Here is a 13,996-nt window from a genome sequence, read left to right as displayed (position 1 = left end):
CGCGGCATCTGTGGCATGACGTCACGTCGTGTGAACCGGGGCCTCGTCGGCGGTCGCCGTGGCCGGGGCGGCCGTGGGCGTGGCGCGTTCGTCCAGCCACCGTGCCAGCCGCTGGATGGTCTTCTCCCGTGCGTCGTCCTGGTGCCGCAACAGCTGACGCAGGGCGGCACCGTCCGTCTTGCCGTGCACGGTGAGCGGCCAGTCGGGGACCGCGACGACGCGGTGCGGCTGCATGTATTCGGCGACCGCGGACGCCAGGTGCCGTCGGACCGCCTCCTCGTCGAGTGTGTCGCTCCGGAAGAAGACGGCGATCTCGGTGGCGCCTCGACCCGTACAGGTCGTGGCGAAGCCGTCGGCGACAGCGGGATGGGTGCGAAGAGCGTCCTCCAGTTCCTTGAGGTCGATCCGGTAGCCGTTGACCTTGACCTGGTTGTCCGACCGTCCCCGGAAGAGCAGCTCGCCCTGCGGCGTCCAGGCTCCGTAGTCACCGGTCCGGTAGAGCCGCGGACCTCCGGGGAAGGGGTTCGGCACGAACTTCTCGCCCGTGAGCCGCTCGTCGCCCACGTACCCGGCGGCCAGGCCTGCGCCCGCGATGCAGATCTCGCCAACGACCCCCAGGGGCTGCTGGCGCAGCCGGTCGTCCACGACGTACATCTTCTTGTTGGCGCTCGGGCCACCGATCGGCACGGACCTTTCGCCTCGGTGTGGATCGAAGCGGTGCAGGGTCGCGTTGATCGTCGTCTCGGTGGGACCGTACCCGTTGTAGAGCGTCGTGTGCCGTGCGAGACGGGCGGCCAGCTCCGGGCTGATCGCCTCACCCGCCGAGACCAGGATCCGCAGACCGGCCAGCCGGGCGGGGTCGAGGAGTCTGAGGTATGACGGGGTGATCGTGGAGACCGTCGCCCGGTGTTCGTTGGTCCACGCCATGAGAGCGCCGGGATCACGGATCGTGTCCTCGTCGGCGATAACGAGCGCGGCGCCGGCGCACAGGGTGGAGAAGGTATCGAGCAGGAACCCGTCGAAGGAGGCCGCCATGAACTGCAGGTAGCGGTCTGTGGGGGTCAGTGCGAAGCGCTCGATGTGGTCGAGCACGGTGTTGGTCAGGCCCCGGTGGGCGACCGCCACCCCCTTCGGCACACCCGTGGTCCCGGAGGTGAACACGATGTACGCGATGTCATCGGGCCCCGGGGCACCGGGAGCCGCGGGGCCGGGCGCGGCGGCACGCGTGTGCGCTGCCTCGTCGTGCGATACCTCCGCATCCGGCGTCCCCGCGCCGTCCTCCGGCGCGAGCACCAGTGACGGCACCCCCAAGGCGGCCGTGGCGGCACCGGCGTGGCGCTCGTGCACGACGAGTGCCCGGGCGCCGGCCTGCGCCAGGACGTACCGCATCTTGTCCTGCGGCCACTCGGGGTGGAGCGGGAGGTACAGCGCACCGGCTTCCATGATGCCGAGCACCGCGGTGACCGCGCAGTGGTCCCTGGCCGTCAGGACGGCGACGACGTCGCCTCTGGACAGTCCGAGCCGCCCGCGGAGTTCCCGTGCGACGCCCAGGGACTGACGGTGGAGGTCGGCGAAGGACAGGGTGCGCGACGCACTGATGACCGCCTCGGCCCCGGGGGTACGGCGGACCCGCTCCCGGAACAGGTCCAGGACGGTGGGATCCGTGTCAAAGTCCCGTTCCGTCGCGTTGAACCCGCGGACAGCGTCCTCCACGTGCTCACGTACCACCTCGTCCACGGACGAGGTCGGCCGGCCGCCGTCCTCGAACCGGGCGATCAGGCTCACCAGGTGGGCGCCGATGCCGCCGCGGAACCACCCCGGGACCCTTCCGCTCGGACTGCTGATCCGCAGTGTGCCCTCACCGCGGCGGCCCAGGAGGACGGCCACGTCGTGGTCGGCCGTCGCGGCCCCGGCAGAGCCAAGGCCCACGAGCACGTCGGCTCCGGCGGACCGACCGTTGGGGGCGGGTGCCCCGGCGTCGGGCGAACCCCCGGCACCGTTGCGCGATGCGGCCAGGAGGTCTCGCACCTCCTGGAGCACGTCCTGGAAGGTGTCCGCGCGGTCGAACCGGACGACCAGGCAGGTTGTGCCGGTGTCCTCGGCCCTGCCGGGGTCGGCAACCGGCACGTCCAGGGCGACAGGGCCGCCACCGTGGTAGCGACGCAGCAGGACGGCCACGGCCGCGACAAGGACATCGAGTGCCGTGCCGTCGCCGCCGTGAGACATCCGGACGAGTGCGGCGGTCGCCTCGGCGGACAGGGGGACGTCGACGTCCTCCCGGCCGGTGCGGCTGTCGTGCGCCGCTCCTGAGAACACGCAGACGTCGAGGAGCCGGGGGGTGTCTGATCCAACGGGCTCAGATGTCTCCGCTGGTGCGCCGTGCGGCGGTCGGATCCCGGAGACCAAGGCCATGACGGTGCCTTCCTTTCAGGTCACGTGGATGGCGAAGCTGTGACGTCCTCGACCGCCCGCCGGCACCTCGCGGGCCGTCCGCCCCGAGGACGCCGAACACGTACCGGCGGGCCGAGGGATCCGGGGACGTGCGGGGACTGCCGGGTCGCGAGGGCGTTCGCCGCGCCCCGGAGGGACGGCAGGGCACCGTGCGGGTGCGTGCCCGACGTGTGACACCGGCCTCGTGCGCAAGGTGCTCACCGCGGTTTCACGGCAGGAGGTGTTCGTGCAGCCACCGCATGGCCGCGGAGACGCCACCGCCGGGTGCCGCCCTGTAGCCGAGCTCGGCCAGCCCCAGCTCGATCGCCGCCAGGGAGGCGAGGACGTCGAAGGCGTCGACGAACCCGCAGTGGCCCAACCGCAGCACTTTGCCCTGCAACGGGCCCTGGGCTCCGGTGAGCTGGACCCCGTACCGTGCCACCAGCACGTCCACGAGTGCGTCGCCGTCGATGTCGGCGGGCAACTCCACGGCGGTCACCGCCGCGTGCCGGTCCTCGTCCGGGGAGAACAGCCGCAGCCCGAGGCCACGGACCCCGGCCCGGGCCACCCGGCCGAGCCGGACGTGTCGGTCGAGTACGTTGTCCAGTCCTTCCTCGTGGATCTGGCGCAGGGCCACGTCGAGCTGGTTGATCAGTGAGATCGCGGGTGTCCACGGGGTGCGCGGCACCTCGGCCCGCAGGAAGTTGCGGGCCTCGGTCCAGTCGAAGTAGAAGCGGGGCAGCCGGGCTTCGCGGTGCAGTGCCCAGGCCCGCTCGCTGATGCTGCAGAAGGCCAGGCCCGGCGGTGTCATCAGAGCCTTTTGGCATCCGCCGACGACGACGTCGATCCCCCACGGGTCGGTCCGCAGTTCGCAGGCGCCGACCCCGGAGGCCGAGTCGACCACGGTCACCAGCGGCGCGGTCGCGGCGGCGAACCCACGGACGTCGTTGACCATGCCGGTGGACGTCTCGCAGTGGACGCCGACGGCCACGCGCAAACCGGGTGTGTCGGCGACGGCCGCGGCAATGCGTTCCAAGTCCCAGGGGTGACCCCATTCGTGTCGGATCGCGGTGACCTTCAGCCCGTAGGCCTCCGCCATGGCCACCCACCGTTCCCCAAACGCGCCGTTGCTGGCGACCAGCACCCCGTCGCCCGGGGAGAGGAGATTCTGCAACGCGCCCTCGAAGGCCCCGGTCATGCTCGAGGCGAAGAGGAGCACGTCGTTGTCGGTGACCAGCAGCCTGCCCAAATTCCCCAACACCCGGGTGAACACCTGCGCGTACGCCTGGGTGCGTTCGTCCTCGAGCGGCAGCACCGCGGCCGCTGCGACGTGCGGGGGCGTAGGGGTGGGCCCCGGTACCATCAGCCGGTACTTCTTCATGTCCGGTGAAGTGCCTTTCGTTCGGTGGGCGGTTCTCGCAGCGCGCGGTGGCCGGCGGAAGACGCGGCCGTGCGGGCCTCAGAAGATGACGCGGGAGCCCGCGGAGATCCGGGTGCCGCGGGACTTTCGCAGGTCACGGCTGACGTTCGTCCTGCGAAGCCACCGGTCGCGGCCGTCGAAGCGTGCCGTGAACGGCTTCCTGCCGTGCACCGCCTTGTAGTTGTCGATGAAGAGCACGTCACCGGGGTGGAGCACGACGCCGGTGAGTTTGTCGTCGATCTCCGCCGTCAGGGCGTCGAAGGCTGCCGTCGCCACCGGATCCCCGTCGACACGGTCCATGAAGTACGGATCGAGCCGGCCGTACGGCTGGTCGGGGTCGCCGAAGAGAACGGGGACCTTCTCCGGTGCCGAGGCCATCCGCTCGATCCCGGCGAAGCTGCGCTGCCTCAGTTCTTCCGGCGCGTGCAGCCCGCTGTCGCCGTCACGGTTCTTGGGCAGGTGCGACTCGTCCGGCCGGATGACGTATCTCGGCTCGAAGAGGGTCGCGCGGGTCTCCGGGGACAGGCGCAGGTCGTCGAAGGCCGCAAACGTCGTCTCCACCGCGTCCGGGTTCCGCAGGCACATCAGTCCCACGTACTCCGCCCGGAACGGGTGGAAGGCGTCCTCCGTGTGCCACCACAGCGGCGCCGACGTCGACGAGTTGATCTGCTCGAACTCGTGCCCGGCGATCGGGATCACGTCGTGGATGAGCCGTCCGTGCTGCTGGGTCGCCCAGCCGATGGGGTCGCCCAGCAGGGAGGCGCACATCAGCAGAAAGGCGTCTTCACGGCGCGTGGCCCCTGCGCCCTCCGGCTGTCCTCCCCATCGCGCGGGAGTGTCCCCGATCCGCTCGTCGTCCACCGGGAAGCCGGTGAACAGACAGGCTCCGGCCGGCTCGTGGAGGCGGAACTCGTTGGCCCGGCGGCGTACGGTGCGCGGCATCTCCTGCGCGTACAGGACGACGTCCTCGAGGAAACCGTCGTCCTCGATGGTCGGATGAGCCGTCAGGAGTTGCCGGAGCAGGGTTTCGATCTGTTCGAGTTCCGTACTCGTCAGCTCGATGGTCCAGACGCGGTTCGTGGTGTCCGTCGAGGTTGTCGCGGGGTCCGGCCGGCTCGCGCCACGGGAGGACGCCCGGTGCGCGGCGCTCGCCGCGGGCGGGTGGGATGGCCCGGTCGTCGGCTGTGCCGCCTCTTCACGGGCGTCCGGCCCCAGCAGGGCGAGGACGTCCTCCTCGGACAGCCGGCCGATCTCGTCGAGCAGTTCGTCCAGGTTCGGGGCCGCCGGTTCCAAGGGTGCGGGCGCCGTGGCACGGGCGCCTCGCGCGACGAGGTGTCCGGCCACGTCCAGTACGGTCGGCAGGTCGAAGAAGTCCGCGAGCGCCAGGTCGACCCCGTACCGCTCCCGTATCAGGGCGATGAGCCGAACGGCGAGGAGCGAGTAGCCGCCGAGCTCGAAGAACTCGTCGTGCAGGGTGACCTCGGTCTCGGTGAACTCGCGCCGCCACAGGGCGAGCAGGTCCGTGGCCACGGCGTACACCGGCAGCGCGGCCCAGTCCACCGCCCCGTGTTCGTCCTGCGGGAGCTCCGCCACCTCGATAACGGCGTCGGGGCTGTGCGGTGCGGCGGCGAGGTGTTCGCCGAGCTGCGCGTCGTCGACCGGCAGGCCCGACCCCGCCGGAACGACATAGGCCACCAGCCGCCGGTCCGTGGAATCCCCCTCCCAGACAGCAAGGGCCCGCTCTACGCCCGGGTGCGTCTGGAGGAGGCTTTCGACGGCGCAGGTGGAATCATCCACACGGTAATTCATCCGACCCAACCATCCGTAAGAGGTATTCATTGCGCAAGCTATCGTAGGAATCCTCCCATGAAAGCGTCAATCATCTCTCCGATAATGACGCATCAGCATTGCGTGGAGAGCCGTCAACAGTTCTTTGAGATGGCCGTGCGCACCGCGCTGTCGACAATCGGAATGCTGTCCGTAGTCTGGTGACCGGTGTTCGGTGCTGACCGACGCCGTTTCGCGAAGAGGAGCCGAAGGAGAGGATTTCCCGATGGGTCACTCCACTGCCCCCGCCGATTCAGAGCGTTTCGTCGTGGTGGTCAATCACGAGGACCAGTACTCGATCTGGCCTGCCCTGCGGCAGCCACCGGCGGGGTGGCGGCCGGAGGGAAAGGAGGGCAGCCGCGAGGAGTGCCTGGATCACATCGGCACAGTGTGGACGGATATGCGCCCCCGGAGCGTCCGGCTGCACGACGAGGCACACCGCTAGGTGGCCGGCGAACACGTGGGGGTGCGCCTCTTCGGGGCGCCGCAGGCCGTCGCGGACCGCATCGCCGCCGCCTGGCCGCAGGCCGTACTCCACCGGGACGACACCGCGGCGGGTTGCCGGGCCGCGATCGTGTGGCAGGCGGGCGAGGACGCGGTGCTCTCGTTCCTCGCGGCGCACCCTGAGTGCCGCTGGTTGCACACCACCGCGGCGGGCGTCCCCGCAGGCTTGCTGCGCTGGGCGGAGCGGCGGTCCCTGGTGGTGACCAACGGCAGCGGCACGCACGGCCGCGCGGTCGCGGAGCACGTCCTGGCGCTGCTGCTCGCCCACTACAAGCGCCTGCCCGAACTCCTGGATGACCAACGAGCGAGGCGCTGGCGCCCCGCGGTCGCCGCGGAACTGTATGGCCGCCGGGCGGGCGTGATGGGTATGGGTGATCTGGGCCGAACCACCGCGACCCTGCTGTCGGCCTTCGGTGTCCGCGTCACCGGGTACCGGCGCACCGGCGCGGCGGTGCCCGAGGTCGACGCGGTCTTCGGGCCGGGCCGTCTGGCGGAGTTCCTCAGCGGGCTGGACATCCTGGTCCTGGCGGCGCCGCTAACCCCGTCGACCCGGAACCTGATCGGGGCCGAGCAGTTGGCGCTGCTGGGCCCCGGGGCGGTGCTGGTCAACGTCGGCCGCGGGCCGGTGGTGGACGAGACCGCGCTCCTGGCGGCGTTGCGCTCGGGGCAGTTGTCGGGTGCCGCGCTCGACGTGTTCGACACGGAGCCGCTTCCTAGGTCCTCGCAACTGTGGTCGCAGCCCGGTGTGCTGGTCAGCCCGCACAGCGCGGACGTCACCGCGGGAACGGACACGCGGTCGCTCGATCTCATCATGGACAACGTCGGCCGGTTCCGCTCCGGTGGTGCCCTGCGGAACGTCGTCGATCCGGCACGCGGCTACTGACGGCCCCCGTGCGGGCAGGGCCGTCGGTCGGCAGCGGCGGGCGTCCGCCGCTGCCGGCGCTGGTGCCGAAGGTTCACGCCCCTTCGCGGTCCGGTGCCCGGTAGGGATCGACCCGGGCCTGGTCGTAGCCGTGCTCGTTCTGTTCGCTCGCCGGCCGTTGCCGCCCGGAGCGCACCAGAACCCGCTTGAGCCAGCGGTCGGTGCCGTCGTAGCGCGGCCGGAAGGCCACGCGGCCGTGCACCGCGGTGTCGTTGTCGATGATCAGCAGGTCCCCGGGGTCCAGCGGCACGACGAATCCCTCGTCCTCGAAGCGCCGGCCGAGCCGTCCGTAGGCCAGGTCGAAGTGCGCGTCGTCGGTGAGCCGACGGGAGTACGACGGGTCGTACCGCACGCGCAGTTCGTCGTCGTCAGCCCGCCACACCGTCGGTGCCCCCACGAGCTCGCGCCCGCCCACCGCGTCCTGCCCGTAGCTGTCGTCCGGCACCACCGCAACCACCGGCCGCGCCAGCTGCTCGAGGTCCTGCGCGGAGGGTGCGGCGCGGGAGATCGTGGAGAGTCGGCTGCCGATGTTGTCGGGGTTGCGCACGCAAGCCAGGAGCAACAGGTCGGCGCGGTGCGGGTGGAAGGCGTCCTCGGTGTGCCAGGCCAGGGGGACCACGCTGCTGGCGCCGACCTGGAGGTGCTCCTGCCCGGGGCTGGGCAGGATGTTGTGCACGATGCGGCCGTCCTGCTGGCCGCTCCAGCCGAAGACCCGGCCGAGCCGCGACGCGATGAGCGTCAAGCCGATGTCGAAGGCCGGGGTCAGCCGGGGGTCCACCAGCGACCAGCGCAGCGGGGTCGGCCCCGGCTCGCCGTAGTCCGCCAGCAGGCTCTTGATCACCCGGTACCCGACGGCGGGGCTGGGCGGCCGGATCATGTCGTCCAGGGCAACTCCCAGTTCGGCGGGAACCGCACCGCCCGTCAGGGCCAGGACGGTGTCCCCGGTCGCGCCGTCGGCGGCCAGGGCGCGCGAGACCTTCGTCAGCTCCGCCTGGACGTCCCTTTGCGTATTACCGATTTCCAGCACCGGCATGAAAATGCCTTTCGAGACGAACACCACATGAAATGATTCGACCCCGCCGGGCACCGCTACCGGACCGGGCTGACAGCCGAATGCCACCATCCGGAACGACTTGTGTCCCGTCAAGGGATCCCATATACATTTCCATGGATCACTGGGTGGTGGTCCACCGGATCACCAGAGGGCATCAACAGAACGTGCAAGGGGGGTCAACAGGGGGCGTTGCCCGGATTAGCTCCACTGTGAATTCACAGCCCCGGAGGGCGTCGTTACTGTTTTCCCCGAAAGCAGAGCCGGGCTGGTACCCGGACAGCGAAGTGCTCCTGGCGAGAGGTGTCCGGACGTGATTGACGGCGACTCGGTCGAAAGAAGCGACGGAGTATCCCCGGCAGGGACGGAACGGCTGGAACCCGAAATCGGCACGCCTTTGATACACGAACTGGTTGCCGACCGAGCGGTCCGTCACCCGGAGGCTCCCGCGGTGACCTGTGCGGGCCGCAGCATGACCTATGGAGAGCTCGATCAGCGGGCCGACGCGCTCGGCCGTGCGCTGCGGGCCCGCGGGGCCGGCGCGGCATCCCCCGTGGCCCTGCTGATGGAGAGGTCGCCGGAACTGGTCACGGCCATGCTGGCCGTGCTCAAGGCGGGCAGCGCCTACCTCGTGCTCAACCCGGACGACCCGGATCAGCGGCTGGCCGAGCTGGCGTTCGACGCGAACGTGGCCCTCGTCCTCACGACTCGGCAGCTCTCCGGCCGAGTCCCGGCCAGCCTGGACAGCGCGGTTCTCGACGACCTGCGGCCGGTGCACACCGACGCGTCGTCGGCGCCGCCCACGCGCCCCTCCCCCGACCATCTGGCGTATGTCTGCTACACGTCGGGCTCGACCGGCGCCCCCAAGGGCGTCGGCGTGACCCATCGCGGCGTGGTCCGCCTGGTCCACGAGGCCGGCTGGATGCGCATCGGTCCGGCGGACACCGTGCTGCACGCCGCGTCCCCCTCGTTCGACGCCTCCACGCTGGAGATCTTCGGCGCCCTGTGCAACGGCGGCCGGCTGGTGGTCCACCCGGCGGGCCGTATCGATTTCGACGCGCTGGCCCGGACCATCGTCGACGAGAGGGTCACCGTGATGAACCTCCCCACCGGGGTGCTGCACCAGCTGATCCAGTCCCGGCTGGCCGACCTCGGCGGCCTGCGGCACGTCATCACGGGCGGCGACGTGGCCTCGCCGGCTCTGGTCACCCGGCTCCTCGAGGCCCACCCGCACCTGCTGTTCACCAACGGGTACGGCCCGACCGAGAACACGACGTTCACCACCTGCTGGACCAGCCGGACGCCGCCCACGTCCGACGAGGTGCCGATCGGGTGGGCGGTGGACGGCACGCGGGTCGCCCTGCTCGATGCCGACCTGAGCCCCGTGCCCGACGGAGCCGTGGCGGAACTCCACGCCTCCGGGGCCGGACTGGCCTGGGGATACCTCGGCCGCCCGGCGGAAACCGCTGAGCGCTTCCTGCCCGATCCGGCCGGCCTTCCGGGTGCCCGGATGTACCGCACCGGTGATCTGGTCCGGCGGCTGCCGGAGGGTGGCCTGGGCTTCGTCGGGCGCGTGGACCGTCAGGTGAAGGTCCAGGGCTTCCGCGTCGAGCCGGGCTCGGTCGAAGCCGCGCTCGCGCAGCAGCCGGAGGTGGCCCAGGCCGTCGTGGTCGCCGAGCCGGACCGCGACGGACGTCCGCAGCTCGTCGGCCACGTGGTGGCCGCGGATCCGGACGCCGCCGACGACCTGGGCACCGTGCTGCGCCGCAGGCTGCGGGAACTGCTGCCCGCCTACAGCGTCCCGCACGTCGTCCTGGTCCGCTCCGAACTGCCGCTGAACCGCAACGGCAAGGTCGACCACGCGGCGCTGGCCACACACGGCCGTACGGTCCGCAACATCGGCACGGTGTACGTACCGCCCACGGACGAGCTTCAGCATGACATCGCGGAACTGTGGGCGGACCTGCTGGACACCCAGCCCATCGGCATCGAGGACGACTTCTTCGACCTCGGTGGCCACTCGCTGCTCGCCGCCGAACTGCTGGAGGCCCTGCAGGCCCGGTTCGACGCGGAGATCCCCGCGGCCACGTTGTACCTCCACTCGACCATCGCCGAACTCAGCGTGGCGGTGCGCCAGGCGCAGCGCAGGAAGGTGGCCTGACGATGACGGTCTTCGACGATCACTCGGCCACCGCGGTGGCCGACGGCTGCCCGTACCGGCACCAAGCCGTGGATCTTGCCGACCCCGCCCTGTACAGCGGGCGGGACCCGCACGCCGTGTGGACCGCGCTGCGCCGCCACGACCCGGTGAGCCGGCACGTCCTGGACGGCACGCCCTACTGGTCCGTCACCCGCTACGCGGACGCCGACCGAGTGCTGCGCGACCACGCGACGTTCACCTCGCAGCGCGGCACGTTGCTCTACCTGCTGGGCCGCGGTGACCCGGCGGGCGGCCACCAGATGGCAGCCACGGATCCACCGCGTCACACGGCGCTACGGGAACCGCTGCAAAGGGCTTTGGCAGTCAAGCCGACCCTGGCCCGGCGTGAGCAGATCAGGCAGGTAGTCGTCGACCTACTCGCTCCGCTGGCGGACGGTGGCGAGTACGACCTGGCCGCGGCCATGAGCAGGCTCCCGATGGCGGTGGCCGGGGTCCTCATGGGCCTGCCCCCCGAGGACTGGCCCCGGCTGATCGAGCTGACCACCGCGTCGGTGGCGCCCGAAGACCCCCGGTTGCACCAGGGCCGCGACCTGCAGTCGGTGCTCAACGCCTCACACCGGGAGCTGTTCGCCTATTTCCACGACGTGGTCCGCCACCGGCGTACCCAGCCGGGGGACGACCTGGTCAGCCTGTTGCTCGCCATGGAGGTCGACGGCCGCCGGCTGACGGTCGGCGATGTGACGTCCAACTGCTACAGCCTGCTGCTCGGCGCCAATGTGACCACCGCTCAGGTGCCAGTGAGCACCCTGGCCGAACTGATGGGGACCCCGGCGCTCGACGACTGGGCGGACCACCCGGAGCTGCTCCAGAGCGGTGTCGACGAAGCGTTGCGCTGGGCGACGCCGACGACCCACTTCATCCGCTACGCGACCAAAGACGTGACGTTGCGGGACCGACGGATCGAGGAGGGCGACGCGGTGGCCGTCTGGTTGGGCTCGGCCAACCGCGACGAGGAGGTGTTCAAGGATCCCTTCACGTTCGACGTGCGGCGCAAGCCGAACAAGCACCTCGCGTTCGGTATCGGACCGCACTACTGCGTGGGGCACACCGTGGCGAAGGTGACCCTGCGGCTCCTGTTCGCCGAGCTGTTCAGCCGGTTCACCGACCTGGCGCCGTCCGGCCCCGGGGAGCGTCTGTACTCCAACACTATCTACGGATGGACCAGCATGCCTATCACCGCGAAGCTCCGCAGTCGCCGCCGGCCGGCGGCCTACTGAGACCGGGCGGAGGTTGTGAAGCCAATGCCGACCACCGGCCGACGTGCCCGCTGGCTCCCGAAGGAACCGCTTCCCGACGCACCCGCGCGCATCTTCCTGCTGCCCTACTCGGGCTGCGGGGCCTCGATGTACCGCCACTGGCCGAGTGAATACGCCGGGGTGAATCTCTGCCCGGTGCAGCTGCCGGGCAGAGAGAACCGTCTCAGGGAGCAGCCCTTCAAGAGCTACCAGGAACTCGGGAGTGTCCTCTCCGAAGTCCTTGCCCCCTATCTGGACCGGCCGTACGCCCTGTTCGGCCACTGCAGCGCGGCGCTCGCCGCCTACGAGATCGCCCGTCAGGCCATCGACCGGGGCTGTCGACCACCGGCGCGGCTGTACGTCTCCTCCGAGGTCGCCCCGCAGGACGGCCCCTACGGGCGCCACCTGCAGATGGACGACGCCGCACTCGCCGAGGAACTGCGCACGCTCGTGGTGCAGCTCGGCGGCACGCCGGTGCCGACGCTCATCGACATGACGCTCCGCGTGCTGCGAGGGGACATCGAAGTCAACCGCCGTTACCACGTGGCCGATCCGGTCCGACTGCCCTGCCCCATCACGGGCATCGGCTGGAGCGGCGACGTGGGCATGGAACCCGAGCTGATGGGCGGCTGGGCCGCCTGCGGTGAGTTCGAACAGGTGGTCTTCGACGGGGACCACTACAGCTTCATCGACGGCCCCAACACGTTGCTGCGGCTTCTGGTGGACGGGCTCGGTACGGACTTTTCCCCACTCGGCACCGCCACCGCACGGGGCGCCGACCCGGCTGGAGCGAGGAGTGAATCGCGTTGCTGATCCTTTCATTCAAAGAAGGCCATGACGGAGCGGTCTCGGCGATCGAGGACGGACGGCTGCTGTTCTCCCTGGAGGCCGAGAAGGACTCCTTCCCGCGCTACTCCTCGCTGTCCGCCGAGGTGCTGCTCAACGCGGTGGAGCGGCTGGACCGGCTGCCCGACGTCGTGGCGGTCGGTGGCTGGGTCAAGGGCGAGCGTGCCTCCAACCCGCCCTCGCGCACGGGCTACTTCGGTGTGGGCCAAGGCTCGATCTCGGACACGGCCGGCCGGTTCTTCGGCCGCGACGTCCGCGTCTTCTCGTCCTCGCACGAGCGGTCGCACATCATGACCGCCTACGGCCTGTCGCCGTTTCCCGCCGGTCAGCCCGCCTACTGCCTGGTTTGGGAGGGCAACATCGGCTCCTTCTACCGCGTCGACGAAAGCGGCACGGTGACGCACCTGCGCCAGGTGATGTCGGACCCCGGCAACAAGTACGCCTTCCTGTTCGGCCTGGCCGACCGCGGCCTGGCCACGAGCAGGGGAAAGCTGCGTCTCCAGGACGCCGGCAAGCAGATGGCGCTGACCGGCTTCGCCGAGCCCGGTGCCATGACGGAGAGCGAGCGGGAGGTCATCGAGTTCATCCTGGGCCAAGGCGAGATCGTCGCCGAACTCGGCAAGGAGGACCTGACCTGGTCGCCCTTCCACAACATCGGCGTGGAGTCGCAGGAATACAAAAACCTGGCCGCCAAGTTCTCCGACGCGATCTTCGACCGTTTCTACTCCTACGCCGAGCAGCACCTCACCGAAGGGCTTCCGCTCCTGATATCGGGTGGCTGCGGCCTCAACTGCGAGTGGAACCGGCGGTGGAGCGAAAGCGGCCTCTTCTCCGGCGTCTTCGTACCGCCGTGCCCCAACGACAGCGGCTCTTCGCTGGGGACGGCGATCGACGCCCAGCACCACTACACCGGTACCGCGGCGGTGGAATGGGACGTCTACGCCGGCACCTCCTTCGTCGAGGACACGGCCTTCGACCCGGACCGGTACGAGACCCGGCCGCTCGACTACGCGGAGGTGGCCAGGTACCTCGCCGACGGCAACATCATCGGCTGGGCACGGGGCCGGTGGGAGATGGGCCCCCGGGCGTTGGGCAACCGCTCCATCCTGGCCGCTCCGTTCGCCGCGGACACCACAGCGCGGCTGAACAAGATCAAGCAGCGGGAGGGCTACCGTCCCATCGCCCCCATATGCCTGGAGGAGGACGCTCCGCGCTGGTTCCGCGGACCGACGCCCGACCCCTACATGCTCTACTTCAGCAGCGTCCTGTCCGACGAGCTCAAGGCCGTGACGCACGTGGACGGAACGGCCCGCACGCAGACCGTCACGCCGGAGCAGAACCCCGGGATCGCCGCACTCCTCACCGCGTTCCGGGACCTCACCGGCTTCAGCGTGCTGTGCAACACCTCCCTGAACTTCTCCGGTACGGGGTTCATCAACCGGACGAGCGACCTGATCCGGTACGGGGAGCAGCACGGGCTCGACGGCTACGTCGTCGGGGACAGCTTCGTGACCCAGCGCGTACCGCGGACCTGACCGCC

At 70.3% G+C, this 13,996-nt stretch carries 10 protein-coding genes; 6 read left to right on the top strand and 4 right to left on the bottom strand.

Annotated elements, in window-relative coordinates; translation table 11 throughout:
- Positions 1 to 21 precede the first annotated feature (21 nt).
- The 3 genes from F3L20_RS32780 to gntD all read right to left on the bottom strand — a co-directional run bounded on the left by F3L20_RS32780 (position 22) and on the right by gntD (position 5,545).
- Positions 22 to 2,316: an amino acid adenylation domain-containing protein gene (locus tag F3L20_RS32780; protein ID WP_150157721.1), complete on the bottom strand. Its 2,295-nt coding sequence runs from the start codon at positions 2,314 to 2,316 to the stop codon at positions 22 to 24.
- A 343-nt stretch (positions 2,317 to 2,659) separates the two neighbouring features.
- Positions 2,660 to 3,811: a pyridoxal-phosphate-dependent aminotransferase family protein gene (locus F3L20_RS32775; RefSeq protein ID WP_150157720.1), complete on the bottom strand. Its 1,152-nt coding sequence runs from the start codon at positions 3,809 to 3,811 to the stop codon at positions 2,660 to 2,662.
- Between the two features lie 78 nt (positions 3,812 to 3,889).
- A complete protein-coding gene (gene gntD / locus F3L20_RS32770; RefSeq protein ID WP_346768133.1) occupies positions 3,890 to 5,545 on the bottom strand; it encodes a guanitoxin biosynthesis L-enduracididine beta-hydroxylase GntD in 1,656 nt (551 codons plus the stop codon).
- 358 nt (positions 5,546 to 5,903) lie between these two features.
- Between gntD and F3L20_RS32765 the strand changes: the two genes are divergently transcribed.
- Both F3L20_RS32765 and F3L20_RS32760 read left to right on the top strand, forming a co-directional pair.
- Entirely contained in the window at positions 5,904 to 6,122 is a 219-nt protein-coding gene (locus F3L20_RS32765; RefSeq protein WP_150157718.1) for an MbtH family protein, read from the top strand.
- Positions 6,123 to 7,064, top strand: a complete 942-nt coding sequence (locus tag F3L20_RS32760; protein WP_150157717.1) for a D-2-hydroxyacid dehydrogenase — start codon at positions 6,123 to 6,125, stop codon at positions 7,062 to 7,064.
- A 73-nt stretch (positions 7,065 to 7,137) separates the two neighbouring features.
- Here F3L20_RS32760 and F3L20_RS32755 read toward each other — a convergent pair whose 3' ends face one another.
- A complete protein-coding gene (locus F3L20_RS32755; RefSeq protein WP_167534744.1) occupies positions 7,138 to 8,136 on the bottom strand; it encodes a TauD/TfdA family dioxygenase in 999 nt (332 codons plus the stop codon).
- A 490-nt stretch (positions 8,137 to 8,626) separates the two neighbouring features.
- Here F3L20_RS32755 and F3L20_RS32750 point away from each other — a divergent pair, with 490 nt between their 5' ends.
- From F3L20_RS32750 to F3L20_RS32735, 4 genes are read left to right on the top strand one after another with little or no spacing between them, the layout of a single operon-like run.
- Entirely contained in the window at positions 8,627 to 10,315 is a 1,689-nt protein-coding gene (locus F3L20_RS32750) for a non-ribosomal peptide synthetase (protein ID WP_240810984.1), read from the top strand.
- A gap of 2 nt (positions 10,316 to 10,317) precedes the next feature.
- Positions 10,318 to 11,592, top strand: a complete 1,275-nt coding sequence (locus F3L20_RS32745) for a cytochrome P450 (protein WP_150157715.1) — start codon at positions 10,318 to 10,320, stop codon at positions 11,590 to 11,592.
- Positions 11,593 to 11,616: 24 nt separating this feature from the next.
- Positions 11,617 to 12,423: a thioesterase II family protein gene (locus F3L20_RS32740; protein ID WP_150157714.1), complete on the top strand. Its 807-nt coding sequence runs from the start codon at positions 11,617 to 11,619 to the stop codon at positions 12,421 to 12,423.
- Positions 12,417 to 13,991: a carbamoyltransferase C-terminal domain-containing protein gene (locus F3L20_RS32735; RefSeq protein WP_150157713.1), complete on the top strand. Its 1,575-nt coding sequence runs from the start codon at positions 12,417 to 12,419 to the stop codon at positions 13,989 to 13,991. The genes F3L20_RS32740 and F3L20_RS32735 overlap by 7 nt, the downstream gene beginning before the upstream one ends.
- Positions 13,992 to 13,996 lie beyond the last annotated feature (5 nt).

It is taken from the genome of Streptomyces tendae (assembly GCF_008632955.1).
GTDB lineage: Bacteria > Actinomycetota > Actinomycetes > Streptomycetales > Streptomycetaceae > Streptomyces.
This window is presented reverse-complemented; position numbering and strand designations above follow the sequence as displayed.

Excerpts from the sequence above, each read along its gene's own strand:
- F3L20_RS32775 (WP_150157720.1), bottom strand. The coding sequence starts at position 3,811 with ATGAAGAAGTACCGGCTGATGGTACCGGGGCCCACCCCTACGCCCCCG.
- F3L20_RS32765 (WP_150157718.1), top strand. The coding sequence starts at position 5,904 with ATGGGTCACTCCACTGCCCCCGCCGATTCAGAGCGTTTCGTCGTGGTG.
- F3L20_RS32755 (WP_167534744.1), bottom strand. The coding sequence starts at position 8,136 with ATGCCGGTGCTGGAAATCGGTAATACGCAAAGGGACGTCCAGGCGGAG.
- F3L20_RS32750 (WP_240810984.1), top strand. The coding sequence starts at position 8,627 with ATGACCTATGGAGAGCTCGATCAGCGGGCCGACGCGCTCGGCCGTGCG.
- F3L20_RS32745 (WP_150157715.1), top strand. The coding sequence starts at position 10,318 with ATGACGGTCTTCGACGATCACTCGGCCACCGCGGTGGCCGACGGCTGC.
- F3L20_RS32740 (WP_150157714.1), top strand. The coding sequence starts at position 11,617 with ATGCCGACCACCGGCCGACGTGCCCGCTGGCTCCCGAAGGAACCGCTT.